Here is a 26,565-nt window from a genome sequence, read left to right as displayed (position 1 = left end):
GGCAAGGACAAGATCTTTCATTACATGGGCTGCTCGACCTTCTCCAACTTCACCGTGCTGCCGGAGATCGCGGTCGCCAAGGTCAATCCGGACGCCCCTTTCGACAAGATCTGCTACATCGGCTGCGGCGTCACCACCGGCATCGGTGCGGTCATCAACACCGCCAAGGTCGAGCAAGGTGCGACATCAGTGGTCTTCGGCCTCGGCGGTATCGGCCTCAATGTCATCCAGGGCCTGAAGCTTGCCGGCGCCGATATGATCATCGGTGTCGATTTGAACAACGACAAGAAGGAATGGGGCGAGCGCTTCGGCATGACGCATTTCGTCAATCCGAAGGAGATCGACGGCGACATCGTCCCTCACCTCGTCAACATGACCAAGCGCGGTGCCGACCAGATCGGCGGCGCCGACTACACATTCGACTGCACCGGCAACACCAAGGTGATGCGCCAGGCGCTGGAAGCTTCGCATCGCGGTTGGGGCAAGTCGGTCGTCATCGGCGTCGCCGGCGCCGGCCAGGAGATTTCGACACGGCCGTTCCAGTTGGTCACCGGTCGCAGTTGGATGGGCACCGCCTTCGGCGGCGCACGCGGTCGCACCGACGTGCCGAACATCGTCGATTGGTACATGGACGGCAAGATCCAGATCGACCCGATGATCACCCACACGCTGAAGCTCGAGGACATCAACAGGGGATTCGACCTCATGCATGAGGGCAAGTCGATCCGGAGTGTCGTGGTTTACTGAAGACGGCCACACGCCGCCGGCCATCCGGCCAGCGACCCCAGGAAGACAACCGTCTCGGAAGTCGGCGCCATGATGATCGGACGTAGGGAGGAGGCTATTCAATCATCCCCTTCGAACCAAGAACCGAGCGCGATGGCCCATGGCCGCCGCGTCCTTCGCCATGGCCATTGCCGCCGGACTTGCCGTGTCCGCCCTGCTGCCCGCCTCGACCGGCGCCAATGTCGGCCAGGTTTTTTCAACACTCGTGCAAGGCGCCGTCGGCTCGCCCAAGGCGATAGCCACGACGCTGGTCAAGGCGACGCCGATTATCCTTACCGGCCTGGCCACCGTCATCGCCTTCCGCGCACAGTTGTGGAGCATCGGCCAGGAAGGTCAGGTGTTTGCAGGCGCCATGGGCGGCTATCTCGGCGCGCAGGTGCTGGCCAGCCTGCCAGGCGTGGTGTTCTTCCCTGGCGTGCTCGTTTTCGGCATGGCGGCCGGCGTGGCGCTTGGCTGGCTCGCCGCGGTGCTCAAGAACCGTTTCGGCGTCAATGAAATCATCTCGACGGTGATGCTCAACTATCTCGTCGTCTACCTGCTCTCCTGGATGTTGCAGGGCGGCCCGTGGGGTGAGAGCGGCGGCACGATTTCTACCAACAGTCGCCAATGCTGCCCACCGAAGCCTTCCTGCCCGCATTGTTTGGCAGCAGCAGGTTGCATGCAGGCGTGCTGTTGCCCTTCTCACCGCCGCCATCTGCTCAATGGTGCTGTCGCGGACGCCGCTTGGCTACGCGATCCGTGACCTTGGCTACAATCCAGAGGCGCTTCGGCACAAGGGCGTCAACATCGGCCGCACGGTCACCATCATCCTGATGGCAAGCCGGGCGCTCGCGGCACTTGCCGGCGCAATCGAGCTGTTCGGCGTGGCGCATAGGCTGCGCGCCGACAACCTTGTCCGGCTTGGCTATGCCGGCATCATCGTTGGCATGATCGGCGGCTTACGACCGCTTGGCACGGTCATGGCAGGGCTGTTCTTCGGAGGGCTGGCCAGTGGCGCCGTCTATATGCGCGTGCTTGGCGATGTGCCCGCGGCACTGGTGCCGGCCATCCAAGGCATCAGCTTGGGGTGGTTGCGGCCGTTTCTGCCTACCACCTGGATGCCGGATGTCGTCTTCTCGGCAAAAAGCGGCCAGTCGCTCGTTTCGCTGATCGCTCGTTTCACGCCGCTCGGGGAGCGTTTGTCCATGAGCTGGGGCATGCGAGACATAGTCTGAAGCGTCGGGTCATGCTTTTTGTTTCGAAATTTGATCATTGCGTCGTCGATCTGCTTTGTCGCCAGCCTATGGGTGAGTCACCGATGATCATTTCCGCTGTCGTCGCAAATTATCCGGGCGAGGATTTGTGCGCATATCGATTTTGGCAAATTACGCTTCCACTGCCTGCCCGTGACAAGTGAACCATGTCACCGCAGGAGGCGGAACTCTGTCCACGGATACCGAAATTGGTGCCTGCTCGCCACATGCAGGTTTCCTCTCAGACGAGCTGGCGGCGAAGCTCGCCGGGCGCCGTGCGGTTGTGTTTGCCGATTAAGAAGCGATGGTGGTATCGACCATCAAGTTGGGCACACCGGCAAATGCCGCATCTTGCAACATTGCCGGGGTTTGGCCAAGGTGGAGCATGTCTGAATCGCAACCTGCTGTCAGCCGAGTCCTTGCGTCCCGTCGCCATGCTGAGATCCTGAAACGCGTTCGCGCCCAGGGATCAGTCAGCATTGCTGAACTCGCCGGCTTCTTCGATGTCTCGCGCGAAACCATCCGTCGTGATCTGAAGCTGCTGTCGGATCAGGGACAACTCGACATTGTGCACGGTGGTGCTGCCCGCTTTGAACCGAGCGAACCGGCGATGAGCTTGCGCAGCCAGGAAAACGCTCATGGCAAGGCGGCGATCGGCAAGGCGGCCGTCGGATTGATCAGGAATGGCATGGTGGTCTTTCTCGATTCCGGCACCACCACCTTGGCCGTCGCGCAGGCCATGATCAAGTTGCGCGATCTTACCATCTGCACGGCAAGCCTGAAGATAGCGCTGCATCTGTGCCATGTCCCGGGCATGCGCGTGCATATGCTGGGCGGCGAAATCGATCCGGGCGAGGAGGCGGCTTCCGGCATCGACACACTCGATGCAATGGGCCGCTTTCGCGTCGACATCGCCTTTCTCGGTGGCGGCGCCCTGTCGCCGGAAGGCGACGTGACGGACTTCACCCGTGCCGGCGCCGAGCAGCGCGGCCGTATGATCGCGCTCGCCGGCAAGGCTTATTTCGTGCTCGATAGCAGCAAGTTCGGCAAGCTGACACCGCTCAGGATTCCGAATTTCGAACGGGCTGCCGGCGTTATCGTCGACGCCAATCCCGGACCAACGCTTGCGGAGGCGCTTTCGCGAAAGGGGCCAGAGCTCCTCGTTGCTTGATGTGATATTTTGTGACTTTTTGAGTTGATATTTGGTTTCTCTGTGTTAGTGTCCCGACCATCCCTCCAATGGCGGAACGCTCATGGCAAATGAATTTCCCACCCACGCTCGCGTTGTCATCGTCGGTGGCGGCATCATTGGCTGCTCGGTCGCCTATCATCTGACAAAACTCGGCTGGACCGATGTTGTCCTGCTTGAGCAGGGACAACTCAGCGGCGGCACCACCTGGCATGCCGCCGGTCTTGTCGGTCAGTTGCGCAGCCATTCGAACATGACCAGCCTGATCAGATACTCCACCCAGCTTTACAGCGAGTTGGAGGCCGAAACCGGCCTTGCCACCGGCTGGAAGAATTGCGGCTCGCTGTCTGTTGCGCGCACCGCTGATCGCATGACGGTGCTGAAGCGCACGGCCGCGTCGGCGCGTGCTCAGGGCGTGGAGATCGACGTCATCTCGCCCCGGGAGGCTGCAGATCTCTGGCCGGTGATGGCGACGGACGATCTCGTCGGCGCCGTCTGGCTGCCGGGAGACGGCAAGGCCAATCCCACAGACTTGACGCAATCTCTGGCCAAGGGCGCGCGCAACCGCGGCGCTAGGATATTCGAGCGGGTGAAGGTCACCGGCATCACGGTGAAAAACGGCGTCGCCTGCGGCGTCGAAACGGAGCGCGGCGACATCGCCACCGAGATCGTCGTCAACTGCGCCGGCCAATGGGGGCGCAAGGTGGGTTTGATGTGCGGCGTCTCGGTGCCGCTGCATTCGGCCGAGCATATGTACATCGTCACCGGCAGGATCGAGGGCGTGCACCCGGACCTGCCTGTGATGCGCGACCCTGACGGCTTCATCTACTTCAAGGAAGAGGTCGGCGGCCTGGTGATGGGCGGCTTCGAGCCGCATGCCAAGCCGTGGGGCATGAATGGAATCCCTGAAAATTTCGAGTTCGCGCTGTTGCCCGACGATTGGGACCAGTTCGAAATCCTAATGGAAAACGCGCTGGTCCGCGTGCCGCAGCTGGCGCATGCCGAGGTCAAGAAATTCTACAACGGTCCCGAAAGCTTCACGCCGGACAACAATTTCATCCTCGGCGAAGCACCGGAACTGAAGAATTTCTATGTCGGCGCTGGCTTCAATTCGATGGGCATCGCCAGTGCCGGCGGCGCGGGCAGGGCACTGGCCGAATGGATCGTCAACAGCGCACCGACCATGGATCTGTGGCCGGTCGACATCAGGCGCTTCGCCTCGTTCAACAACAACCCGCGCTGGCTGCATGACCGGGTCAAGGAGACGCTCGGCCTGCACTACGCCATGCCATGGCCGAACCGGGAACTCGACACCGCGCGGCCGTTCCGCCGCTCGCCGCTCTATGACCGGCTGGCCGCCAGGGGCGCCTGCTTCGGCTCCAAGATGGCCTGGGAGCGCGCCAACTGGTTTGCCGCACCGGGAGAGAAGCCCGAGAATGACTATGCCTTCGGCCACCAGAATTGGCACGAGGCGGTCCGCCGTGAGATGAAGGCGACGCGCGAGGCTGTCGCCATCTTCGACCAGACGTCTTTCGCAAAACTGCTTGTCCAGGGCCGCGACGCTTGCGCCGTGCTGGACCGGATCTGCGCCGGCAATGTCGATGTACCTATAGGCACGTCGGTCTACACGGGTGTGCTCAACGCGCGTGGCGGCTATGAAAGCGATCTCACCGTGATGCGGCTGGGCGCGGAAAAATTCCTCATCGTCACAGGGTCCGCGCAAGCGGTCCACGACGCCGACTGGATCATCAAGAACATTCCGGCCGATGCGCATGCGATCCTGACTGACGTCACCTCCGCCTACGCCGTGCTGGCCGTGATGGGGCCACGCTCGCGCGATCTCCTCGCCAGACTGTCGTCGGCCGATCTCTCCAACGCGGGCTTTCCCTTCGCCACCATCCGCGAGATAGATATCGGCCATGCCACCGCCTATGCCAACCGCATGACTTATGTCGGAGAGCTCGGCTGGGAGCTGATCGTGCCGACCGAATTTGCCGTCGGCGTCTACGAGGCGCTGCATGATGCCGGCCGCGAATTCGGAGTGCTGGACGCCGGCTACTATGCGCTCGACGCCTTGCGCATCGAAAAGGGTTTTCGCGCCTGGGGTCGGGAATTGACCCCTGACATCAACCCTTGGCAGGCCGGGCTCGGCTTTGCCGTAGCCATGGACAAACCCGGCGGCTTCATCGGCCACGAGGCGTTGGTCAAGGCAAAGTCATCGGCGGCACCAGTAAAGCGCGTCGTGCTGTTCACTCTCGACGATGCCGAACCGATGCTGTGGGGCGGTGAACTGATCCTGCGCGACGGCAAACCGGTGGGCGAAGTCCGCTCGGCTGCCTACGGCCACACGCTTGGCCGCTCGGTAGCGCTCGGACTGATCGAGAATGAAGCTGGCGTCGATGCCGCGTTCGTCACCGGCGGACGTTTCGAGATCGACCTTGCCGGCGTGCGCCATACTGCCACGGCGCATCTGCGCAGTCCCTACGATCCAAAGTCGGAGCGGGTGAAGGCGGATGTGGTGGAGGTGAAAGCTGCAGCTTAATCCACCGACATGGAACGCGCCATGTCGAGAAAAGTGCGCACGAGCTTGCCGCCGCTGCGTTCACGCAGGCAGATCAGCGCTTCGTCCATCAAGGTCTCGGGGGCGTCGATGGTAATCGCCACCAGCCGCGAATCCTGGCCGAACTCGGCCGCCGAGACAAAGCCGATGCCGGCGCCCGAGGCGACGATTTCGCGGACCGCCTCGCGGCCTTCGGCCTCGATCACGGGTCTCAATTCGATCTTCGACACCGCGGCGAGTTCTTCGAGCTTCTGACGCGTCTTCGAGCCGCGCTCGCGCATCACCAGCGATTCCAGCGCGAGTTGCTTGAGGGTCAGCGATTTCCTACCCGCCAGCGGATGATCGATGGAGGCGAAAGCGATGATCGGCGTGGAGTTGAGCTTCAGCACTTCGAAGTCGCGCCCCGTAGGCACCTCGCCCAGCACGCCGATGTCGGCATCGTAGCTGTAGAGGCTGCTGATCACCGTCTCGGTGTTGCCGGCGCGCACCGAAACCTGGACACCGGGATAGCGCGCCCGGAAGCTGCCGAGGATATGAAGAAGATGATGCGCTGCATCGGCCACGATGCGCAGCGTGCCGGCGCGCAGGGCGCGCGATTCCGTCAACAGTTCGAGTGCCTGTTGCTCGGTGTCGAACATGCGGTGGGTTATTTCGAGCAGCTTCTGGCCCGAATGGGTCAGCGTGACCTGCTTCTTGTTCCGGTTGAAGAGCAGGACGTCATACTCTTCCTCGAGCTTGCGCACCTGGTCCGAGATGGCCGGCTGGGTCAGGAACAGCGCTTCCGCAGCGCGTGAAAAACCGCCTGAAATCGCCACCTGATGAAAGGCCCGCAACTGGACGTAGCGCATCTTTTCCGCCCTTCGAGATCCGGAAGCCTATCATAAGCCACATTAATTGAAAAATAGAAATGAACGATTTGACTTATGTTCAGCCAAATCTAGCCTGAGTGAGGGTCGACGTCTTTGCCGGCCGCGGACACCCGGAGGCGTAACCATGCAATTTTCCATCATCCTGCTGCATTTGGCGGGTGCTGTCATGCTGCTGCTTTGGGCCGTGCGCATGGTGCGCACGGGCGTCGAGCGGGCCTGCGGGCCTGCATTGCGCGATGCCCTGCGACAGGCTCGCGATGCGCGGGTCAGGTCGGCGGGGATTGGCATCGTGCTTGCCGTCCTGCTGCAGAGTTCCACCGCCGTCGCCGTGCTGGCGGCAGGGTTTGTCGCCAGCGGCATGGTGTCGGTGACCGCCGGGCTGGCGATCCTGCTTGGCGCCGACCTTGGTTCGGCGTTGGTCGTGCAGGTGCTGTCGTTCGACCTCAGCTGGTTGATACCGGCGCTAATCCTGGTCGGCGGCGCGATGTTCCTGAAGTTCGAGGCACGCAGCATCAAGCAAGGCGGACGCATCATGATGGGCATCGCCTTCGTGCTGTTGTCGCTGCACATGATCGGCGAGACGACCGTGCCGATGCGGCAGAGCACATTGCTGCCCCTGGTGATCTCTTATCTGCGCGCCGACTTTTTCACCGCCTTTGCCGCTGCCGCGCTGTTCACATGGTTGATCCACTCCAGCGTGGCGGCAATCCTGCTGTTCGTCACGCTCGCCGCGCAGGGAGTCTTGCCAGTCGAGGTCGGTCTTTTCTTCATCCTCGGCGCCAATTGCGGCGGCGCGCTGATCGCCGTGTGGCTCACGCGAGGCGAGGCCGTCGAGGCGCGCCGCGTCCCGCTCGGCAATCTGATCTTCCGTGGCGCGGCAGCACTTGCCGCCCTGTTTGCGCTTCAGGCGGTGGTGTTTCCGACCCATCTGTTTGGTTCGACCGAAGGCCGGCAACTGGTCAATTTGCATCTCGCTTTCAATCTGGCACTCGTCGCCTGCTGCCTGCCTTTCACCGGCATGATGGAAAGGCTGGTGACTTTGCTGATCGCCGACAGACCGCCGGCAAAGGCACGCGCGGACCTCATGTCGCGCCGCAGCAGCGCGCTTGATCGTACCGTCATGCGCACGCCAGGTCTCGCGCTGGCCAGTGCCACCCGCGAGTTGCTGCGCATGGGCGAGGTCGTCGAGGTGATGCTGCGCCCGGTGATGGATTTCTTCGACGCCGGCACCGCCGATCAGATCCGCCAGGCGCAGAAGCTCGATGACGAGGTCAACCGCGCCCATACCGAGATCAAGCTCTACATCGCCGAGGTCAATCGCGGCAGCATGACCGCGACCGAAGCCCAGCGCGGTATCGAACTCACCGATTTCGCCATCAATCTCGAACGCGCCGGCGACATCGTCGCCAAGAACCTGCTCGTGCTCGCCCGGGAATTGCGCGACAAGAACCTGCGCTTTTCACGCGATGGCTGGAGCGAACTGTCCGGGCTTCATAACCGTGTCATGGCTAACATGCAGCTTGCGCTCAACGTGCTGGTGTCGAGCGATCTCGACTCGGCGCGGCAACTCGTCGTCGAGAAGGAGCGGATGCGCAAGCTGGAACGCATGAGCCATGATCGTCACCTGAAGCGCCTGCAATCGGGAATGCCGCAGAGCATCGACACCAGCGACATCCATCTCGAGGCGGTCGGGGCATTGAAGGAAATCAACTCGCTGATGGCGTCGGTCGCCTATCCCCTGCTGACGCAAAGCGGCGATCTGCTCGAAAGCCGGCTGGCGAAGGGCGGCGGGGTTGCGGATGAGATGGCTTCCGCGGTGGCATGACAAGGCGGAACTGCTCGATGAAGCCGGCAAACTTATCCATCGCCCAAATCGATACATCGATACAAAATAACGATTTTACAAATATGTCGTCCAGGCCGAAACTTAGGCCATATCAAAAAGCAGCGATCTGTCGGAGGACACCATGCTCGCCGAGACCAAATTTGCCGCCGAGCCGCTGGCCAGTCCGGCACTGGGCGAGCCCTATCTTCTGACCCCAGGCCCCCTGACCACGGCCTATTCGGTCAAGCAGGCCATGCTGCGCGACTGGGGATCATGGGACGGCGATTTTCGCGGCATGACCGCCGATATGCGCCGCCGCCTGCTGGCGCTGACCGGCGACACGACTGGCGATTTCGATTGCGTGCCGATGCAAGGCAGCGGCTCCTTTTGCGTCGAGGCGATGCTGGGTTCGTTCGTGCCCAGGGATGGCAAGGTGCTGGTCCTGGCCAACGGTGCCTACGGCCTGCGTGCCGCGCAGACCATGCAGTATCTTGGTCGCGCCTATATGCTGATCGACAAGGGCGACTATCTGCCGCCGCGCGGTGACGAGGTGGCGGCGGCTCTCGAGGCCGACCCGGCGATCACGCATGTCATCGCCATCCATTGCGAAACCAGTTCGGGCATCCTCAATCCGGTCGCCGAGATCGCCGAAGCCGTCCACGCCAAGGGCCGCAAGCTGCTCGTCGATTCCATGAGCGCCTTCGGCGCCGTCGCGCTTGATGTCAACGATATCCGCTACGAGGCGATGGTCTCCTCCGCCAACAAATGCATCGAGGGCGTGCCGGGCTTTGGCTTCATCATCGCCCGCAAGAGCGAATTGGAGGCCGCCAGGGGCCGCAGCCACTCGCTGTCGCTCGATGTCCATGCCCAGTGGGCGCACATGAACAAGACCGGCCAGTGGCGTTACACGCCGCCGACACATGTCGTTGCTGCCTTCCTCGAAGCGCTGCGCCAGCACGAGGCCGAGGGCGGCGTCGCCGGCCGAGGTGCTCGCTACACCAGGAACCGCGACGTGATGGTGGCCGGCATGCGCGACCTTGGCTTCGAGACCTTGTTGAAAGACCGCTGGCTGTCGCCGATCATCGTCACCTTCTTCAACCCGGCCCATGCCAATTTCGCCTTCGACCGCTTCTACGAGCTGATGAAGGACAAGGGCTTCATCATCTATCCGGGCAAGCTGACCGCCGTGGACTCCTTCCGCGTCGGCTGCATCGGCCAGATGGACGAACATGTCATGCGCCGCGTCGTCGGGGCGGCGGCGCAGTCACTGAAGGAAATGGGCGTAGACACGGCTGCCCCACCCGCCGCTGCAATCGCCGAGCGCGCCAAACTCGCCGCCTGAAGCGGCACTATTCAAGGGATTTTCGATGAACCAGATGTCTCCGATCAATGTCGCGGTCAACGGCCGCACCTACGCCTGGCCGCGTGTGCCGGCCATCGCCATCTGCCTTGACGGCTGCGAGCCGGCCTATCTCGACGAAGCTATTCATGCCGGGCTGATGCCGGCTCTGGTCAGGATCAAGGAAAAGGGCACGGTGCGCTTCGCCCACTCGGTCATTCCGAGCTTCACCAACCCCAACAATCTGTCGATCGCCACTGGTCGGCCGCCTTCAGTGCACGGCATCTGCGGCAACTATCTTTACGAGCGCGAGACCGGCAAGGAAGTGATGATGAACGACCCGCGCTTCCTGCGCGCGCCGACGATCTTCCAGGCTTTCTATGATGCCGGCGCCAAGGTCGCGGTGGTCACCGCCAAGGACAAGCTGCGCGCCTTGCTCGGCAAGGGATTGGCCTTCGACGAAGGCCGCGCGCTGTGTTTCTCGGCGGAAAAGTCGGACACCACGACTGTCGCAGAACACGGCATCGACAATGCCTCGAAGCACTTTGGCCTGCCGGTGCCCGAGGTCTATTCGGCCGAGCTGTCGGAATTCGTCTTCGCCGCTGGCGTCCAGTTGCTGAAGGAGTTCCGCCCCGACATCATGTACCTGACGACGACAGACTATGTGCAGCACAAATACGCGCCTGGCGTGCCGCAGGCCAACGCCTTCTATGAAATGTTCGACAAGTACCTGACCGAACTCGATGCGCTGGGCGCGGCGATCGTCGTCACCGCCGACCATGGCATGAAGCCCAAGCACAAGGCCGACGGTTCGCCCGACGTCGTCTATGTCCAGGACCTTTTGGACGAGTGGTTGGGCAAGGACGCCGCCAGAGTCATCCTGCCGATCACCGACCCCTATGTTGTGCACCACGGCGCCCTCGGCTCGTTTGCCACCGCCTATCTTCCTGATGGCGCAGACCGGGCCGGCATCATGGCGCGGCTGGCCAAGATCGATGGCATTATGCTGGTCGTCGACAGCCCGACGGCTTGCGAGCGTTTCGAGCTGCCGGCCGACCGCATCGGTGACATCGTGCTGATCTCGACGGAGAACAAGACCATTGGCACCAGCGAACACCGACATGATCTGGCGGCGCTCAACGAACCGCTCCGCTCGCATGGCGGGCTGACCGAGCAGGAGGTGCCGTTCATCGTCAACCGCGTGCTGCTGGATTTGCCGAACGAGCCGACGCTGCGCAATTTCGACGCGTTCCTCTACGCAACGATGGCAGCGGCGCAGGCTTGATGTCGAGCGCGATTGTCGACCCCCACTCCGCCGAGCTTCGCTCGGCACCTCTCCCCCGATCGACGGGGGAGAGGAAGGGCGCGCGGGTTGCCGATCTTGGCTTCCTTCCTCTCCCTCCGGAGAGGGGAGAGGTGGCGCCGCGCAGCGGCGACGGAGTGGGGGAAGCATCGCCAAGACGCGATGGTCGCGCCGACAAAAGTTCGATGTGGCTCACTAAGCACCGGGAAGACTCACATGACCAAGCTTGACCCTGCCATCAAAGTTCGTCATGAGCCGATGCGTATCGCCGGCAAGAAGGTCGATGCCGACGGCGTCGTCGAGGTGCGCTACCCCTGGAACGATACCGTTATCGGCACCGTGCCGGCGGGCCGCGCCGAGCATGCCCGCAAGGCGTTCGACATCGCCGCCGGCTATAAGTCGAAGCTGACGCGTTATGAGCGCCAGCAGATCCTGTTTCGCACCGCGCAAGCGCTGGCGTCGCGCCGGGAAGAGATCTCCGATCTGATCACGCTCGAACTCGGCATCTCCAAGACGGATTCGCTCTATGAAGTTGGCCGGGCCTATGACGTGTTCACGCTGTCGGCGCAGATGTGCATCCAGGATGATGGCCAGATTTTCTCCTGCGATCTCACACCGCATGGCAAGGCGCGCAAGATCTTCACCACCCGCGAGCCGCTGAGGGCGATCTCCGCGATCACGCCGTTCAACCATCCGCTCAACATGGTCTCGCACAAGGTGGCGCCGGCGATCGCCACCAACAATTGCGTGGTGGTGAAGCCGACCGAACTGACGCCGATGACTGCGCTGCTGCTGGCCGACATTCTTTATGAAGCCGGCCTGCCGCCGGAAATGCTTTCGGTGGTGACCGGCTGGCCGGTCGACATCGGCAACGAGATGATCACCAACGAGAATATCGACTTGATCACCTTCACCGGCGGCGTGCCGGTCGGCAAGATGATCGCCCGCACCGCCGGCTACAGGCGCCAGGTGCTGGAACTCGGCGGCAACGATCCGCTGATCATCCTCAACGATCTCTCCGATGACGATCTAGCCAAGGCCGCCGATCTCGCCGTCGCCGGTGCGACGAAGAATTCCGGCCAGCGCTGCACGGCGGTCAAGCGCATTCTCGTTCAGCAAAGCGTCGCCGACCGTTTCGTGCCGCTGGTGCTGGAGCGGGCGAAGAAGATCCGCTTCGGCGATCCGATGGACCGTTCGACCGATCTTGGCACCGTAGTCCACGAGAAGGCGGCGGCGTTGTTCGAAGCCCGCGTCCATATGGCCGCCGAGCAAGGTGCCGAGATCCTCTACAATCCCGGTCGCCAGGGTGCGCTGCTGCCGCCGATCGTCGTCGATCGCGTACCGCATAAGTCGGAACTGGTGATGGAAGAAACGTTTGGGCCGATCATCCCGATCGTGCGCGCGCCTGACAATGACGAGGCACTCATTGCGCTCTCCAACTCGACCGCCTTCGGCCTGTCATCGGGTGTCTGCACCAACTCGTTTCCACGCATGCAGAAATATATCACCGGTCTGCAGGTCGGCACGGTCAATATCTGGGAAGTGCCGGGCTACCGCATCGAGATGTCGCCCTTTGGCGGCATCAAGGATTCGGGCAATGGCTACAAGGAAGGCGTCATCGAGGCGATGAAGAGCTATACCAATGTGAAGACGTTTTCGCTGCCCTGGTCCTGACCGGATCACACTGACTGGCAGGACAAAACGAGGGGGCGTTCCACGCTCCCTCATTCGCGTTTCGGAGAGCGTTATGGCCGCAATATCTGAGCTTGTGCATACCGAGGGTGATTCCAACACCACGGCGGCGCGCGGCCGCTGGGACGCCGGCCAGGATGATCTGCGTATCCGCGGCCTGCTCGACCGCGATGCTGCCGCCTTCATGCACCAGAGCCTGTCCAGTCCCTGCCTGTCGACGATCGCCAAAGCGGAAGGCATCTGGATCGAGGATACGGCCGGCCGGCGCTTCATGGATTTCCATGGCAACAGCGTGCATCATCTCGGCTACGGCCATCCGAGGCTGGTGGCCGCTATCAAGAAGCAGCTTGATGATCTCTGCTTCGCACCGCGCCGCTTCACCTGCGAGCCCGCTGTCGAGCTGGCCGAAAAGCTCGCGGAACTTGCTCCCGGCGATCTCGGCAAGGTGCTGTTCACGACAGGCGGCTCGGATGCCATCGAAGTGGCGCTGAAGATCGCGCGTGCCGCGACAGGCCGCTTCAAGACGGTGTCGTTCTGGGATGCGTTTCACGGCGCCGGTTTCGGCGCGGCAAGTGTCGGCGGCGAAGCGACTTTCCGTTCGCACATCGCCGGCCCGATGATGACCGGCACCGAGCATGTCGCGCCCTGGGACGGCTATCGCTGTCCCTACGGCCACGATTCGCTGGAAGCGTCGGGGACCGCCTGCGCCAACATGATTGCCTATGTGCTCGGCCGCGAGCAGGATGTGGCGGCGGTCGTCGCCGAGCCGATGCGGGCGACGCCCAATCCGCCGCCGCCCGGCTTCTGGAAGCGGGTGCGCGAAGCCTGCGACCGGCACGGCACGCTGCTGATCTTCGACGAGATCCCGACCGGCCTCGGCAAGACCGGCAAATTCTTCGCGCACGAGCATGATGGCGTGACGCCCGACATCGTCGTGCTCGGCAAATCGCTGGGCGGCGGCATCCTGCCGATCGCCGCCGTCATTGCGCGGCGCGACCTCGACGTCACCGGCGGCTTCGCCATCGGTCACTACACCCACGAAAAGAACCCGGTGACGACTCGCGCCGCGCTGACCACGATCGACATCGTCCTTGAGGAAGGGCTGGTCGAGCGCGCGGCCGAGCTTGGCCAACATATGTTGGGACGCATGCAAGACCTGATGGCTCGCTCGGCCCATGTCGGCGATGTCAGGGGCAGGGGGCTGATGGTCGGCGTCGAACTGGTCGAGGATCGGGCCACGCGGCAGCCGGCGCGCGCGCTTGCCGAACGGGTCTTCTATGCCTGCCTGGAGCAGGGCCTGAGCTTCAAGATCAGCCAGGGTAACGTGCTGACGCTGTCGCCGCCGCTGGTCATTTCGAAGAGTGATCTCGACCGGGCGCTCGACATTGTCGAGCGCGCCGTGCTGGCGGCCTGACCATGAAGGCCGTGCGCACCGATCGGGAACTCGAATGCCCCGGGATTGACGCCGGTTTGCGGGCGCGCGGCGTGGAACTCGCGACACTGCCTGACGGCATTCCCGAAGACGATCTCATCGAGGCCGTCGCTGACACCGATCTTCTGCTCATGTGCTACACGCCGATTACGGCGCGGGTGATCGACGCCGCACCGAAATTGAAGGGCATCGTCAAATATGGCGTCGGCGTCGATGCCATCGACATCCCCGCCGCGATCCGGCGCGGCATTCCCGTCGTCAATGTGCCCGAATATGCCGAGGAGACCGTCGCCGAAGGCGCCTTCGCCCTGATGATCGCGCTTGCCAAGCGGCTGCCCGCTATCACGGCGGCAGTGTCGCGCGACGGCTGGGTCTGGCCCACGCAACACTGGCTCGGGCGTGACATTTCCGGCGCCACGCTGGGGCTCGTCGGCTGCGGCAAGATCGGCCGCAGCATGGCACGCATGGCAGGCCAAGGGTTTCGCGCCCGTGTGCTCGGCTTCGATCCCGGTGTCGATGCCGCAAGCATGCATGCCGCCGGCATCGAGAAGGTCGACGACCTCAAGACGATGCTTCGCGTCTGCGATTTTGTCTCGATCCATTGTGTGTTGAACGACAAGACGCGCGGCCTGATCGGCAAGGCGGAACTCGCCTGCCTGAAGCCTTCCGCCATCATCGTCAATGTCTCGCGCGGTGCACTCATCGATGAGGCGGCGCTTGTCGAGGCTGTCGTCGCCGGGCGCATCGGCGGCGCCGGGCTCGACGTCTATTCGGTGGAGCCGCTCTCCAGGTCGGCCCATCCGATGCGTGCGCTGTTCGATCGCGACAACGTGATCCTGTTTCCGCATCTCACTTTCTTCACGCACGAAGCAATGCGCCGGCTTGAGGAGGACACGCTCGCGCGTTGTTTCGAGATCATCGAGGGCCGGCCAGTGACCATCCGCTCCCATGACCCGCGTTTGCGGGCGCAGACGGCTGGCGTTCTGTTCAGCGGATAAAGCATATATTTCAATAGGATAGATGCCCTGTGCGTGGGCGCGATCGCGCCCGCGACAGGGATGCGACAGTTCCATGACAACTATCAGTAGAAGCTCGTCTGTCATAAAATAAATAGATTTTACTTATCGATTGCCGATCCCCAAAGTTGTCACAACGACGACATCCAATCGGCTCAACGTCCGCCAGAGATATGAAGCCGATCGGTCCTAGTGCATCGCAGAATGTGCCATCAATCAAAGGGGAACTGATCCATGAAATCGCGAAACGCAACCATCGCAATGACCTTCGCCGCGTCGCTTCTGGCGTCGTCGGCTCTCGTCGCACCGGCGTTCGCCGACGGCGTCGTCACTATCTATTCCGCCGACGGCCTGCATGATGGCAATGACAGCTGGTATGAGACCGAATTCGCTGCCTTTACCAAGGCCACCGGCATCACCGTGCAGTATATCGAGGCCGGTTCGGGCGGCGTCGTCGAGCGCGTCGCCAAGGAAAAGTCGAACCCGCAGGCCGATGTGCTGGTAACCTTGCCGCCCTTCGTCCAGCGCGCTGCCGCCGACGGCCTGCTGCAGGATTACAAGCCGCAAGGCGCCGACCAGATCGACGGCGGCACCGACAAGTACCGGCCGCTGGTCAACAACTACATGAACTTCATCTACAACAGCGCCGTGCTGTCGGAAGCGCCGAAGAGCTACAACGACCTGCTCGATCCGAAATTCAAGGGCAAAATCCAGTATTCGACGCCCGGCCAGGCCGGCGACGGCACCGCCGTGATGCTGCAGATCATCCACGCCTTCGGCGGTGAGGATGCGGGCTTCGCGTTCATGAAGAAGCTTCAGGAAAACAATGTCGGCCCGTCCGCCTCGACCGGCAAGCTGACCGCGCTCGTCAACAAGGGCGAATTGCACGTCGCCAATGGCGACCTGCAGATGAACATGTCGCAGATGGCAGACAATCCGAACATCAAGGTGTTCTGGCCCGCAGGGCCGGACGGCACCCGTTCGACCTTCGCGCTGCCCTATGAGATCGGCCTGGTGACCGGCGCTCCCAACGGCGACAACGGCAAGAAGCTGATCGACTTCCTGCTCTCCAAGGATGCGCAGTCGACGGTGAGCTCCATTGCTATCGGCCTGCCGGCCCGCAAGGACGTGACGCCGAACGACGCCAACTTCGCGAAATTGCAGGACGCGATGAAGGGCCTGACCATCTGGTCGCCGAACTGGAATGACGCGCTGGCCAAGCTTCCCGACTACGTCAAGAAGTGGAACGAAGCGACCGGAAGTTGATCCCCAAGGGAACCAGTCGGGAGAACAACGCCATGTCGGCCGTCGCCTTCACGGGTACCAGTGTCATGGATATCGACGCCGCGAAGGTTCGCGGCGCCGGTTCCAACGTCCACTTCGACAAAGTCAGCGTCGCCTATGGCGCGCTTGTCGTGCTGCATCCGCTGACCCTGGACATCGCGCCGGGTGAAATCCTGGCGATGATCGGCCCGTCGGGCTCCGGCAAGACGACCGCCCTGCGCGCCGTGGCCGGCTTCGTGCGGCCGGCAAGCGGCCGCATCCGTATCGGCGCGACGGACGTGACCGACCTGCCACCTTACGAGCGCGGTCTTGGCATGGTGGTGCAGAACTACGCGCTGTTTCCGCATATGCGGGTTGAGGACAATGTTGCTTTTGGCCTCAGGGCGCAAGGCGCCGACAAGGCGTTGATCGGCGAACGGGTGAAAGATGCGCTCGCCACTGTCGGCATGGCGACCTTTGCCCGGCGTTATCCGCGTGAGCTTTCGGGCGGCCAGCAGCAGCGTGTCGCAATTGCCCGCGCGCTTGCCGTGCGGCCGCGCGTTCTGCTGCTCGACGAGCCGCTTTCGGCGCTCGACGCGCAGATACGCCGCAACATGGTCGAGGAGATCGCCCGCCTGCACCGCAGCCTGCCGGGCCTGACCATTCTCTACGTCACCCACGACCAGACCGAGGCGCTGACGCTCGCCGACAAGATCGCCATCATGCGCGACGGCAGGGTCTGTTCGCATGGGCCGACGACGGAACTCTACCGTCGTCCGCCGAACCGCTTCACCGCCGAGTTCCTCGGTCGTGCCAACCTCCTGCCGGTGACGGTTGCCGAAGCCGTTGGCTCGAAGGGCTTTGCGACCGCCAGGTATGGTGACGCAGTGCTCACCGGCGCTGGCCGGGACGAGAAGGCCGGCGACAAGAGCCTGCTTTGCATCCGGCCCCAGCATCTGAGCCTGACGGCCGACGCCGAACACACCAACCGCATCGTCGGTACGCTGCGGGAAGTGCACTGGCAGGGCGAACTCACCCATCTCGTGCTCGACGTCGACGGCACGCCGGTGCGCGTCTCGGCAACCAAACTGCCGATCGCCTTGCCCGAACCCGGCGCCAAGGTGCCGCTGTTCTTCGCGCCCGCCGACACGTCGCTGCTTCCGGAAGATTCCGGTGTCTGACGCCGTCGCAATTGGCGTGCCGGCGATCAGGAGAGAGCCCGGCAGATTCTGGATCGTGCCGCCGGCGGCCCTGCTGGCCCTGCTGTTCTTCTATCCGCTGGCGCTGATTGCCCGGCAGGCCTTTCTGGATGACGGCGGTGTCGCCAATGCCACCGAGATTTTTCGCGTGCTGCATTCGCGCTTCTTCCTCAACGCGCTGATCAACACGGTGACGATCTCGGTCACGGCCACGGCCGGATGCCTGGTGGTCGGCCTCGTGCTGGCACTGATCCTGGCCTTCGTGCCGTTCCCCGGCAGCGGCTTCATCGCGCGGCTGATCGACACCTTCATCGCGCTGCCAACCTTCCTGGTGACGCTTGCCTTCACCTTCCTCTACGGCTCCGCCGGGATGCTCAATACGGGACTGATGGAGGCCTTCTCGCTGCCGCTGCCGCCGGTCGATTTCCTCTATTCGACCTGGGGCGTGGTGCTGGCCGAAGTCACCGTCTATACGCCCTTCATCCTGCGGCCGCTGCTTGCCGCCTTCTCGCTGGTCGACCGCGGCCAGATCGAAGCGGCGAGCGTGCTTGGCGCACGCCCGTTCCGCATCGTGCGTCAGGTCATCCTGCCGGCGGCAATTCCGGCACTCATTGCCGGCGGCAGTCTCTGCCTGCTGTTGACCGTCAATGAATTCGGCATCGTGCTGTTCATCGGCGCCAAGGGCGTCATCACGCTGCCGCTGCTGATCTACGGCAAGGCGATCCAGGAATCGGCCTATCAGGTCGCCTGCATCATCGCCGTGGTCAACATCGCGCTGTCGCTCGGCCTGTTCGGCCTATACCGCTTCGCCGCCGGCCGGCTGGGGGTCTAGTCATGCTGGTCTGGTCGCGCCTTGGTCGGATCGTGCTGTGGATGCTCTTCGCGCTGATCTTCGGCGTGCTGTTCCTGGCGCCGCTGGCGGTCATTCTTTTGTCCAGTCTCGCCGACCAATGGAACGGTGTGCTGCCCAATGGCTTGACGACGGAGCACTACGCCGACGTCGTCAAGGGCGCGGCCTGGAATTCGGTCAAGGCCAGCCTCATCACCGGCTTCCTGGCCAGCGCCCTGGCGCTGGTCAGCGGCACCTGGGCGGCCCTTTCGCTTCGCCTTCATGCGCATGCCTTAAAGCGGCTGCTTGGCCTGTTGTTCTTTGTCCCCAGCGCGGTGCCTTCGGTATCCGTCGGGCTTGGCCTGCTGGTTGCGTTCAGCCATCCGCCGCTTCTGTTCAACGGCACGGTAGCGATCGTCATGATCGCGCATTTCGTGCTGATTTCGGCTTTCACTTTCGGCAATGTCTCGGCCGGGCTGGCACGGCTTTCGCCCGATTTCGAACAGGTGGCGTCGAGCCTTGGCGCCAGGCCGGCCTACCGGCTCTGGCATGTCACGCTGCCGCTGCTCGCTCCCTATCTGGTCGCTGCCTTCGGCTTAAGCTTCGCACTCTCCATGGGTGAGCTTGGCGCGACCGTGATGGTCTATCCGCCAGGCTGGGTGACGCTGCCGGTGGCGATCTTCAGTCTGACCGACCGCGGTGACATCTTCAACGGAGCGGCGCTCACCATGATCCTGGTCGCCGCAACGCTGATACTACTGCTTGGTCTCGAACGAGTTACCACGAAGGCGGTTGGCAGGTAGGTCGCGTGGAATGCTCGAGCTTGCGGAATATCCTTAGAGCGAGCGGAGGATTTGCTCGAAGGCTTGGCCGAAGCACTGGCCACTGCGTAGAGTGCCTTCGGCCAAGTGGCCAGCCGACCTCGCCCGCCTCAGGCCGCAATCACCTCAACATCCAATTCGTCGGCAATCGCGTTGACGATCCGACGCAGTTCGCGGCCAAAGCTTCCGTAGCCGGTGAGGCGATCTCGGAAGCGCGGGAAGGCAGCCCAACCTGGCGCCGGGCCAGCGGATCCTTGAGCGCGACGAAATGTAGGTCGCGCTACGAGGCTGGCAGTGAAAGCCGCGGCAGCACCGGTGGGTACATTCGCAGGTACGGTCTTGTTCGCTGGTTGAACTGGTGGCCAACAGCAACTGGCAACGCGGAATAACGCTGTGCCATCAGCGAATTCTGCGGCCAGGATGTGCTTGCCAGCTTCGCCGCGCCGAGACGGAGCGTCTCCAAGGTTCGGCGCTGATGGTATTTACGCAAAACAACCACGATACGCCGTGCAGCCGGGCCCATCCAATACCTCACAGGCCTTCCTCCCGTGCGTAGGCGGCGAGGAGATCGGGAAAATCATTTCCTGGATTGGCCTTCAGCAGCGCGCGCGTGGTGATTGCATCGATATGATGCTCCATGAGGGCAATCGCCTTGTTCCGATCAGCCTGCGCGAGCGCGGCGATGATCTCACGATGTTCCGAGACGGCGCAATCGGCCGAATGCGGCCGTGCGTAAAGCGACAGAATGAGCGACGAGCGTGATACGAGTTCCGTGACATAGCGCACCAACAGATCGTTTTCCGTCAGCATGGCGAGGAGCACGTGAAATTCTCCGGCCAGTCGAACCGATGCCGCGGTGCTGTTGGCTTTTGCTGCATCTTCCGCGGCGACATGGGCTTCGAGTTGCCGGATCGTCTGCGGTGTAAGCTTGCCGATCAGCGTATCGATCGCCAGAGCCTCCAACGCACGCCGCACCGCAAAGATGTTGCGGCCGTCGTCAAGGCTTGGCTCGGCCACGCAGGCTCCCTTGTGCGGACGCAATTCAACCAGGCCCTCGCCGTTCAGCCTTGCCAATGCCTGCCTGACGATGGTGCGGCTGACACCCAACCGTTCGCCAATCGAATCCTCGGGAAGTTTGGTTCCCGCCGTCAGCGCCTGATCGAGTATTGCGCGTTTCAAGGTGCGATAGACCGCATCGGATTTGGACCCGGCAGATTTCTGGTTACGTATCGTCAGTGTCATGGCCGATCCTGAGTTCATGTCCAAGCGCGCACGAAGAAAAGCATTCGCAAAGCAAGAGTTTAGAAAAGTTGCCAGCCCGCCGTCGAGGTCATAAGGCCGCCGGCCTGCATGCCGGCAAATCATTTCCAATTGCCGGCAGGTGTTTGTGTAAGACTCTCATGCCACGAATGTCCGATAGCTGGGTGGAAAAATCTCCGCAATGCCGGGATGTTGCCAGGTGCGTTGCGGATAGCGATGTAGAAGGCGCTCGAATTGGGCCTGCGCACGGCCGTGGGCCGTTTCGAAATCGAAGCCGGCGATCGTTCCGGCGCTCATCACCGTGCGGCCGTCGATGATGACAGTGTGCACGTCGCGCCCGCTCGCGGATGTCATGAGGCAGGCAATCGGATCGACCACTTGGCCCAGGTGATTGCCGGACAGGTCGAACACGACGATATCGGCGGCTGCCCCCTCCTGCAGGCGCCCGAGATCGGGCCTCCCAAGCGCATCGGCGCCGCCGGTTGTCGCGGCGTCATAGAGGTCGGCTGATTTCGGCGTTTCGAGATTGCCGGCCATGATCCGGCCGAGCATCAGGCCAAGCTGCATGTTCAAGACCATGTCTGGCGGCCAGGTATCCGTGCCCATGCCGATGCGCAAACCCTGGCTGCGGAGCCGCGCGAAATTGTCGAGCGCCGCGCCATGCCGCGCCATCACCAGCGGACAATGGACCAATGTCGCGCCGGAGTTGGCGATGATACAGAGATCGTCGTCGGTGGCATGGGTCCCATGCGGCAGCAACGCCCTGTCATCGAGAAAGCCGATGTCCTGAAGCCAGCGGACCGATGTCGTGCCGAACCGGCCACGCATCGTCTCGACCTCGAACGAAGACTGGCAGCAGTGGAGGCGGACAGGCACGTCGAGATCGCGCGCTGCATCGGCGGTCCGGCGCAACAGGCCGGGGGTCCAGAATTCCACCCGGTCCGGCGCGAGCATCGTGCGCACCAGCCCGCCAAACCGGCTCTCATGCTTCTCGCAGAAGGCTATGGCCTGTTCCAAACCTTCCAAACCGAGCCCTTCATCCACCTCGACGACGACGCTGCCATCCGCTTCAACGACGGAGTGGCCGGCGCGAAAGGCTGGCCCGAGATAGACGCGAAGTCCCAATTCCGCGGCGCTTTGCGCGGCGGATGCGAATTCGTCCGGTGTTTCGTTCCAGGCGCGATAGAACAGCGATGCGATCGGCAAAGCGGTGGTGATGCCGTTGCGGATCAACTGCGCGAAAGCATAGCGTTTCTGAAAGGCCAGTTCGTCGGGGTCCAGCATTTCGACAGGCCCGGCTTCTACATAGTCGCGCGGCCAGACGCGGCCCTTCTTCCAGCCCGGCTGATGATCGAGACCGCGCACGCCGGTGTCCAGGTCCGAAAGCGCGTCCAGATCGATAAACCCCGGACCGATAAGCGCCATGCCATGATCGATCCGCCGTCTAACAGGTCCGGCATAATGATGGCCGACAAAGACGATCCTGCCGTTCTCATGGACGATCTCGCCATGTTCATAAAGGACATGGCGTCCATCCCGGTGGCCGACGACCCACCGCGCGGTGAGCAGGGTAGGGCCGTCGTCGCGCCGGTTCTGACGGCTATGCGGCATCAGGCAGGTCTCCGGCCAGGACACCGTCGCGTACAAGCACGCGTCCGCCACGGATAACGGTGCGCTTCTGCGGGGTTAGGGCGACAGCTTCGGCAAGGGTCCGCACGCCAACCAGCACGACGTCGCCATGGCAACCAGGCGAAAGCCCATAGTCGGTCAGGCCGATGCCCTCGGCGCCGCCGAAGGTGCAAATGCGTGCCGTCTCCTCGAGGTCGGCATCATTGGTCATGCCGTTGCGCTGCGCCAGATATTTGGCACGCTCCAGCATGTCGCCATTGCCCCATGGCTCCCAGGTGCCCTGGATGCCGTCGGAGCCGGACGCCATCACGAGGCCGGATTGGCGCATCATGCGCAGCGGCACCGCCGGCGCGGACGGGCTGCCGACGGTCATGACGGCGATTTCTTGAGCGACGAGCGCGTCGACCTGCGCGTGCTGCCTCTGTGTATCCAGCATGCCGAGGCAATAGGCATGGCTCACCATGACGCGGCCCTGGAGGGACAGCGCCCGGGTGCGTTCGACGATCAGTTCGAGGCAGAAGGCGCCCAACTCTCCCGGCTCGTGCAAATGAATGTCGATCGGCTTGCCGTACCGATCGGCGAGCGCGAAAATCGCGTCGAGATGGCGCACTGGGTCCCGCTCGATCGTCGCCGGGTCGATGCCGCCGACGATGTCGGCACCCGCCTTCAGCGCACTCTCCATCAGCGCCAGCGTGCCTTCGCGTCCGAGCATGCCGCTTTGCGGGAAGGCGACGATCTGCACGTCGACCAGCCCTTTGAAGGCTTCCCGCGTTGCTACGACGCCCTCGATGTTGGCGATGCCGATTTCCGTGTCGACGTCGACATGGCTGCGGATATGCGTGACGCCGAAAGCCAGCGTCTGCAGGATCTGGCGCGCTGACTGCCTGCGCCCGTCGATGCCGAGTTCCCGCTTGGCCGTCCGGTCGGCGAGGATCCTGTCGTTGCGGGTGGGGCCGACACGATTGTGAAACCAGTCCATGCCGACAAGCGTCTTGTCGAGATGCGTATGCGCCTCGACCAAGCCGGGCAGGGCGATGTGCCCGCGCCCATCGATCTCGTGTGCCGCTTTCCCGCCGGTTGCTTGCGCGAACCGGCCGTCGCGAATGTAGAGATCGGTCACGGCGCCGCCCAGTGGCCTGACATTGCGAATGAGAAGGTCTTCAGTCATCTGGGTCTCCCCCTGTTTCCGGTCCCGGCTTGCCACGGGCCTATGCCAGCCCGGCGCGGTTCATCATCAGATGGAAAGCCCTTTCGGCGCGATCCAGAATGGCATCCTCATCACGTTCGACGAGCTTGCGTGCGCGCATCAGGATGCGGCCGTCGACAATCGTCGTATCCACGTCCGCACCGTTGGCGAAGCGTGCTAGCCTTTGCACGGGATGCGCCGGTGGCCACAGATGCGGCTGGCGCATATTGACCAGGATGATGTCAGCGCGCTTGCCCAGCTCTAGCGAGCCGATCTCGCTTTCCATCGACAAAGCGCGCGCGCCTTCGATGGTCGCCATCTCCAGCAGCTGCATCGGCGGCAAGACTGCGTCGTCCCTGAAATGCCGGGCATGGTAGCGGTGCGCCTGGAACATGTTGCGGAACATGTCGAAGGAGCGGTCGGGTGCCGACGCGTCCGTGCCGAGCGATACGGTGACGCCGTCCTCCATCAATTCTATCGCCGGGCAGCGGCCGGAGACCGACATCAGCGCACTTGGATTGTGCGCCACCTTGGCGCCGGTGTCTTTCAGCGCGGCAATGTCGGCTTCGGTCAGTTCGACGCAATGCGCCAGCAGCGAATGTCCATCGAACAGCCCGAGCCGCTCCGCATTAGCGGCGATAGACCCTCCGCGATGCCCGTCCTGTATGAGCAGCATACCCTTTTCCCGAGAAAAGTCGCGCACTTTGCGCGATAGATTGTATACTGCCGGATCTTCGAGCTCGCGTGCGGTGAAAACCGGAAGGGTAATTGCGAGCCGCAAACGACCGTTGCGGTCCTGCCAGTCGTCGACAAGTCTGGCGCACACGGCCAACTGGGCCTCCGGCGAAACGGAGATGTCCGCACAGGGGCTTCGTGAGTAGTCGCGATAGACGTGGGCCGCGCCCGGCCGGTTCGGACCGACACCGAGTATCTCGCGCACGCCCATCCCGGCGACGGCGGCCAGATGCGCCTGAGCCGCCTCGGGCGCCTCGGTGCGCATAATATCCGGCCCGCCGCCAAACAGCAGCGCGGCGGTGGTCGTGCCGCATTTTATGCGCTCAAGCGCTGATAATGCGCCTTCCGCAGCCCAGAATTCGCTGTCGGTTGCCTCGGCATAGATACGCCCGGCCGTATTCATCCATGCTTCCGAATCGTCTCCCAGGCCCTTGGTCAACATGTGGCCCGCATGGGCGTGTGTGTCGACGAGTCCCGGCATCACCACCATTCCGGAGGCGTCGATGCGTGTTGCATTCGTGTCTGGCGCGGGCGGCGCGCAATCGCCGATCGCGGTGATCCGGCCATCCTCCATCAGGACATGACCCTTCGAGAAAATCCTTCGCCCTGCGTCCATGGTGACGATCACGCCGTTTTCTATGAGCAGAGCCTTGGTCATCGGTATTTCCCATTCCGGAACGGCATTTCAGTGCTTTTGCACATGCGAAAGCGAAATCGCAGACAGCAGACTTGATATTGTGCACGAGATGTGTACGGTGTCCACGGGAATAATCGTATCCAATCTGAACGAAAATTGGTATACAAAGAAATGGGAGAAGCGTGTGAAGAAGTGTATTAAGGCCCTCCTGGCGGGGCTCGCGATGGTCATGTCGGTAACGGCGCCGTCGCTTGCGCAGACATTGCGCTGGTCGTCGTCGGGCGACGTCATCTCGTATGATCCGAACGCCCAGGTCGACAGCTTTACCCAAAGCGTGCAGAACATGGTGTTCGACGCGCTGGTGCGGCGCAACAAGGATATGGCCATCGAACCGGCGCTCGCGACCTCCTGGGAGGTCGTCTCGCCGACCCGCTGGCGCTTCCATCTGCGGCAGGGCGTCAAGTTCCACGAAGGCCAGCCCTTCAATGCCGACGACGTGGTCGCCACCATCCAGCGCCAGATAGATCCGGGTGCACGCAACAAGGAAAACCTCTCCGCCGTCACCGGCGTCGAGAAGATCGATGACTACACGGTCGACATGACCTTGCGCGGGCCCTATCCGCTGCTGCTGAACGATCTCGTCGCCATCTACATGATGAGCAAGCCGTGGATGGAGGAGCACAACGCCCTCAAGCCCGGCAATGCCTCGACCGGCGTCGTCACCTATGCCAGCAACCATGCCAATGGCACGGGCGCGTTCAAGCTGGTCAGCTACGAACCGGACTCGCGCTCCGTCTTCGCCGTCAACAAGGATTGGTGGGACAAGCCCCAGCACAATCTGACAGGGGTCGAATTCCGCCCGATCGCGTCGGCCGCCACGCGCGTCGCCGCGCTGCTTTCGGGAGAGTTGGACATGATTGCCCCGATTCCGCTGCAGGATATCGACCGGATCACAAACACCCGGGGCCTGAAGGTGGTCGAGAACCCGTCCCTGCGCGAGATTTTCCTCGGCTTCAGCTACCGGCCCGAACTTCATGCTGAGCCCGGCAAACCCAATCCGCTGCTGAACCTCAAGGTGCGCCAGGCGCTTTGGCATGCGGTCGACCTGAACACCATCCAGAAGCGGCTGATGCGCGGAAAGTCCCGCACGTCGGGCATGCTGGTCGCGCCCGAGGTCACCGGCTACGACAAGTCGATCGACGTGCCGCTGGACTATGATGTCGCCAAGGCGAAATCCCTGCTGGCGGAAGCCGGCTATCCCGACGGCTTCAAGGTCGGGCTGGCATGTTCCAACGACCGCTATATCGCCGACGAACAGATCTGCCTGGCGATCGCTTCGATGTGGGCCAAGATCGGTGTCCAGGCCGACGTTCATGTCGAAAGCAAGACAACCTATTTCCCGCGCATGGACAAAGGCGATCTTGACATCTACATGCTGGGCTGGGCTTCCCTGCCGCCAATGGACGGCTACAGCGTGCTGCAGGCCCTGCTGGCGACCAATGACGGCAATTTCGGCGGCAGTAATCCTAATGGCCTTTCCAATGCCAAGATCGACGAACTGGCCCGTTCGGCTTCGACCGAACTCGATGAGGCCAAGCGCGTCGAGATGCTGAAGGAAGCCTTCAAGATCACGCATGACGAAGCCCTCTATCTGCCGCTGCATCAGCAGCCGGTGGCCTGGGCGATGAGCGACAAGGTCGACATGCCGCAATTCCCCGACGAATACGTGCGTCCCTGGTTCGCGCATATGAAATAGCTACTGA

At 62.8% G+C, this 26,565-nt stretch carries 21 protein-coding genes; 16 read left to right on the top strand and 5 right to left on the bottom strand.

Annotation, left to right across the window (positions count from 1 at the left end):
- From FJ960_RS08890 to FJ960_RS08870, 5 genes are all read left to right on the top strand, one after another.
- Positions 1-747 (top strand): zinc-binding dehydrogenase (locus tag FJ960_RS08890; RefSeq protein ID WP_140713236.1); only part of this gene is annotated, 747 nt, incomplete at its 5' end.
- A 139-nt stretch (positions 748-886) separates the two neighbouring features.
- Positions 887-1,528 (top strand): ABC transporter permease, encoded by a 642-nt coding sequence (locus FJ960_RS30135; RefSeq protein WP_140503823.1) that lies wholly within the window; start codon positions 887-889, stop codon positions 1,526-1,528.
- On the top strand, positions 1,422-2,000 hold the full coding sequence (locus FJ960_RS30130) for a hypothetical protein (RefSeq protein ID WP_281405561.1): 579 nt from the start codon (positions 1,422-1,424) through the stop codon (positions 1,998-2,000). Before FJ960_RS30135 ends, FJ960_RS30130 begins: the two co-directional genes overlap by 107 nt.
- A gap of 403 nt (positions 2,001-2,403) precedes the next feature.
- Positions 2,404-3,189 carry a DeoR/GlpR family DNA-binding transcription regulator gene (locus FJ960_RS08875; protein ID WP_140713234.1) on the top strand — a complete coding sequence of 262 codons (786 nt, stop codon included), beginning with the start codon at positions 2,404-2,406 and terminating at the stop codon, positions 3,187-3,189.
- Between the two features lie 82 nt (positions 3,190-3,271).
- On the top strand, positions 3,272-5,749 hold the full coding sequence (locus FJ960_RS08870) for an FAD-dependent oxidoreductase (RefSeq protein WP_140713232.1): 2,478 nt from the start codon (positions 3,272-3,274) through the stop codon (positions 5,747-5,749).
- Here FJ960_RS08870 and FJ960_RS08865 read toward each other — a convergent pair.
- Positions 5,746-6,615 (bottom strand): LysR substrate-binding domain-containing protein, encoded by an 870-nt coding sequence (locus tag FJ960_RS08865; protein WP_140713230.1) that lies wholly within the window; start codon positions 6,613-6,615, stop codon positions 5,746-5,748. The two genes, FJ960_RS08870 and FJ960_RS08865, sit on opposite strands and share 4 nt — an antisense overlap.
- A gap of 145 nt (positions 6,616-6,760) precedes the next feature.
- On the opposite strand from FJ960_RS08865, the gene FJ960_RS08860 reads away from it, so the two are divergent.
- The 10 genes from FJ960_RS08860 (at position 6,761) to FJ960_RS08815 (ending at position 19,337) form a co-directional block, all read left to right on the top strand.
- Positions 6,761-8,461, top strand: coding sequence for a Na/Pi cotransporter family protein (locus tag FJ960_RS08860; protein ID WP_140713228.1), 1,701 nt, complete (start codon positions 6,761-6,763; stop codon positions 8,459-8,461).
- A gap of 142 nt (positions 8,462-8,603) precedes the next feature.
- On the top strand, positions 8,604-9,803 hold the full coding sequence (locus FJ960_RS08855; RefSeq protein WP_140713226.1) for a 2-aminoethylphosphonate--pyruvate transaminase: 1,200 nt from the start codon (positions 8,604-8,606) through the stop codon (positions 9,801-9,803).
- A gap of 25 nt (positions 9,804-9,828) precedes the next feature.
- Positions 9,829-11,085 (top strand): phosphonoacetate hydrolase, encoded by a 1,257-nt coding sequence (phnA, locus tag FJ960_RS08850; protein WP_140713224.1) that lies wholly within the window; start codon positions 9,829-9,831, stop codon positions 11,083-11,085.
- A 234-nt stretch (positions 11,086-11,319) separates the two neighbouring features.
- Positions 11,320-12,777 (top strand): phosphonoacetaldehyde dehydrogenase, encoded by a 1,458-nt coding sequence (gene phnY / locus FJ960_RS08845; RefSeq protein WP_140713222.1) that lies wholly within the window; start codon positions 11,320-11,322, stop codon positions 12,775-12,777.
- Between the two features lie 73 nt (positions 12,778-12,850).
- Positions 12,851-14,209 carry an aspartate aminotransferase family protein gene (locus FJ960_RS08840; RefSeq protein WP_140713221.1) on the top strand — a complete coding sequence of 453 codons (1,359 nt, stop codon included), beginning with the start codon at positions 12,851-12,853 and terminating at the stop codon, positions 14,207-14,209.
- A 2-nt stretch (positions 14,210-14,211) separates the two neighbouring features.
- Positions 14,212-15,225 (top strand): NAD(P)-dependent oxidoreductase, encoded by a 1,014-nt coding sequence (locus FJ960_RS08835; RefSeq protein ID WP_140713219.1) that lies wholly within the window; start codon positions 14,212-14,214, stop codon positions 15,223-15,225.
- Positions 15,226-15,477: 252 nt separating this feature from the next.
- The gene (locus FJ960_RS08830) at positions 15,478-16,509 is read left to right on the top strand and encodes a 2-aminoethylphosphonate ABC transporter substrate-binding protein (RefSeq protein WP_140713217.1); all 1,032 of its coding nucleotides are present in this window, start codon (positions 15,478-15,480) and stop codon (positions 16,507-16,509) included.
- Positions 16,510-16,541: 32 nt separating this feature from the next.
- Complete coding sequence (locus FJ960_RS08825) at positions 16,542-17,687, top strand: ATP-binding cassette domain-containing protein (RefSeq protein WP_140713215.1); 1,146 nt, start codon at positions 16,542-16,544, stop codon at positions 17,685-17,687.
- Complete coding sequence (locus FJ960_RS08820; protein ID WP_140713213.1) at positions 17,680-18,537, top strand: 2-aminoethylphosphonate ABC transporter permease subunit; 858 nt, start codon at positions 17,680-17,682, stop codon at positions 18,535-18,537. Before FJ960_RS08825 ends, FJ960_RS08820 begins: the two co-directional genes overlap by 8 nt.
- A gap of 2 nt (positions 18,538-18,539) precedes the next feature.
- On the top strand, positions 18,540-19,337 hold the full coding sequence (locus FJ960_RS08815) for an ABC transporter permease subunit (RefSeq protein ID WP_140713211.1): 798 nt from the start codon (positions 18,540-18,542) through the stop codon (positions 19,335-19,337).
- A gap of 549 nt (positions 19,338-19,886) precedes the next feature.
- On the opposite strand, the gene FJ960_RS08810 is transcribed toward FJ960_RS08815, so the two are convergent.
- The 4 genes from FJ960_RS08810 to FJ960_RS08795 all read right to left on the bottom strand — a co-directional run bounded on the left by FJ960_RS08810 (position 19,887) and on the right by FJ960_RS08795 (position 24,823).
- Entirely contained in the window at positions 19,887-20,597 is a 711-nt protein-coding gene (locus FJ960_RS08810; protein WP_140713260.1) for a GntR family transcriptional regulator, read from the bottom strand.
- 156 nt (positions 20,598-20,753) lie between these two features.
- The gene (locus FJ960_RS08805) at positions 20,754-22,226 is read right to left on the bottom strand and encodes an amidohydrolase family protein (protein WP_140713209.1); all 1,473 of its coding nucleotides are present in this window, start codon (positions 22,224-22,226) and stop codon (positions 20,754-20,756) included.
- Positions 22,216-23,412 (bottom strand): amidohydrolase, encoded by a 1,197-nt coding sequence (locus tag FJ960_RS08800; RefSeq protein ID WP_140713207.1) that lies wholly within the window; start codon positions 23,410-23,412, stop codon positions 22,216-22,218. Before FJ960_RS08800 ends, FJ960_RS08805 begins: the two co-directional genes overlap by 11 nt.
- 40 nt (positions 23,413-23,452) lie before the next feature.
- Positions 23,453-24,823 (bottom strand): amidohydrolase family protein, encoded by a 1,371-nt coding sequence (locus tag FJ960_RS08795; protein WP_140713205.1) that lies wholly within the window; start codon positions 24,821-24,823, stop codon positions 23,453-23,455.
- A 163-nt stretch (positions 24,824-24,986) separates the two neighbouring features.
- On the opposite strand from FJ960_RS08795, the gene FJ960_RS08790 reads away from it, so the two are divergent.
- Complete coding sequence (locus tag FJ960_RS08790) at positions 24,987-26,558, top strand: ABC transporter substrate-binding protein (protein WP_140713203.1); 1,572 nt, start codon at positions 24,987-24,989, stop codon at positions 26,556-26,558.
- The last annotated feature ends 7 nt before the right edge of the window (positions 26,559-26,565 follow it).

This window comes from Mesorhizobium sp. B2-3-11 (assembly GCF_006442215.1).
Taxonomy (GTDB): Bacteria; Pseudomonadota; Alphaproteobacteria; order Rhizobiales; family Rhizobiaceae; genus Mesorhizobium; species Mesorhizobium salmacidum.
The sequence above is the reverse complement of the archived record's forward strand: the minus strand, read 5'-3'. Positions and strand labels throughout refer to the sequence as shown.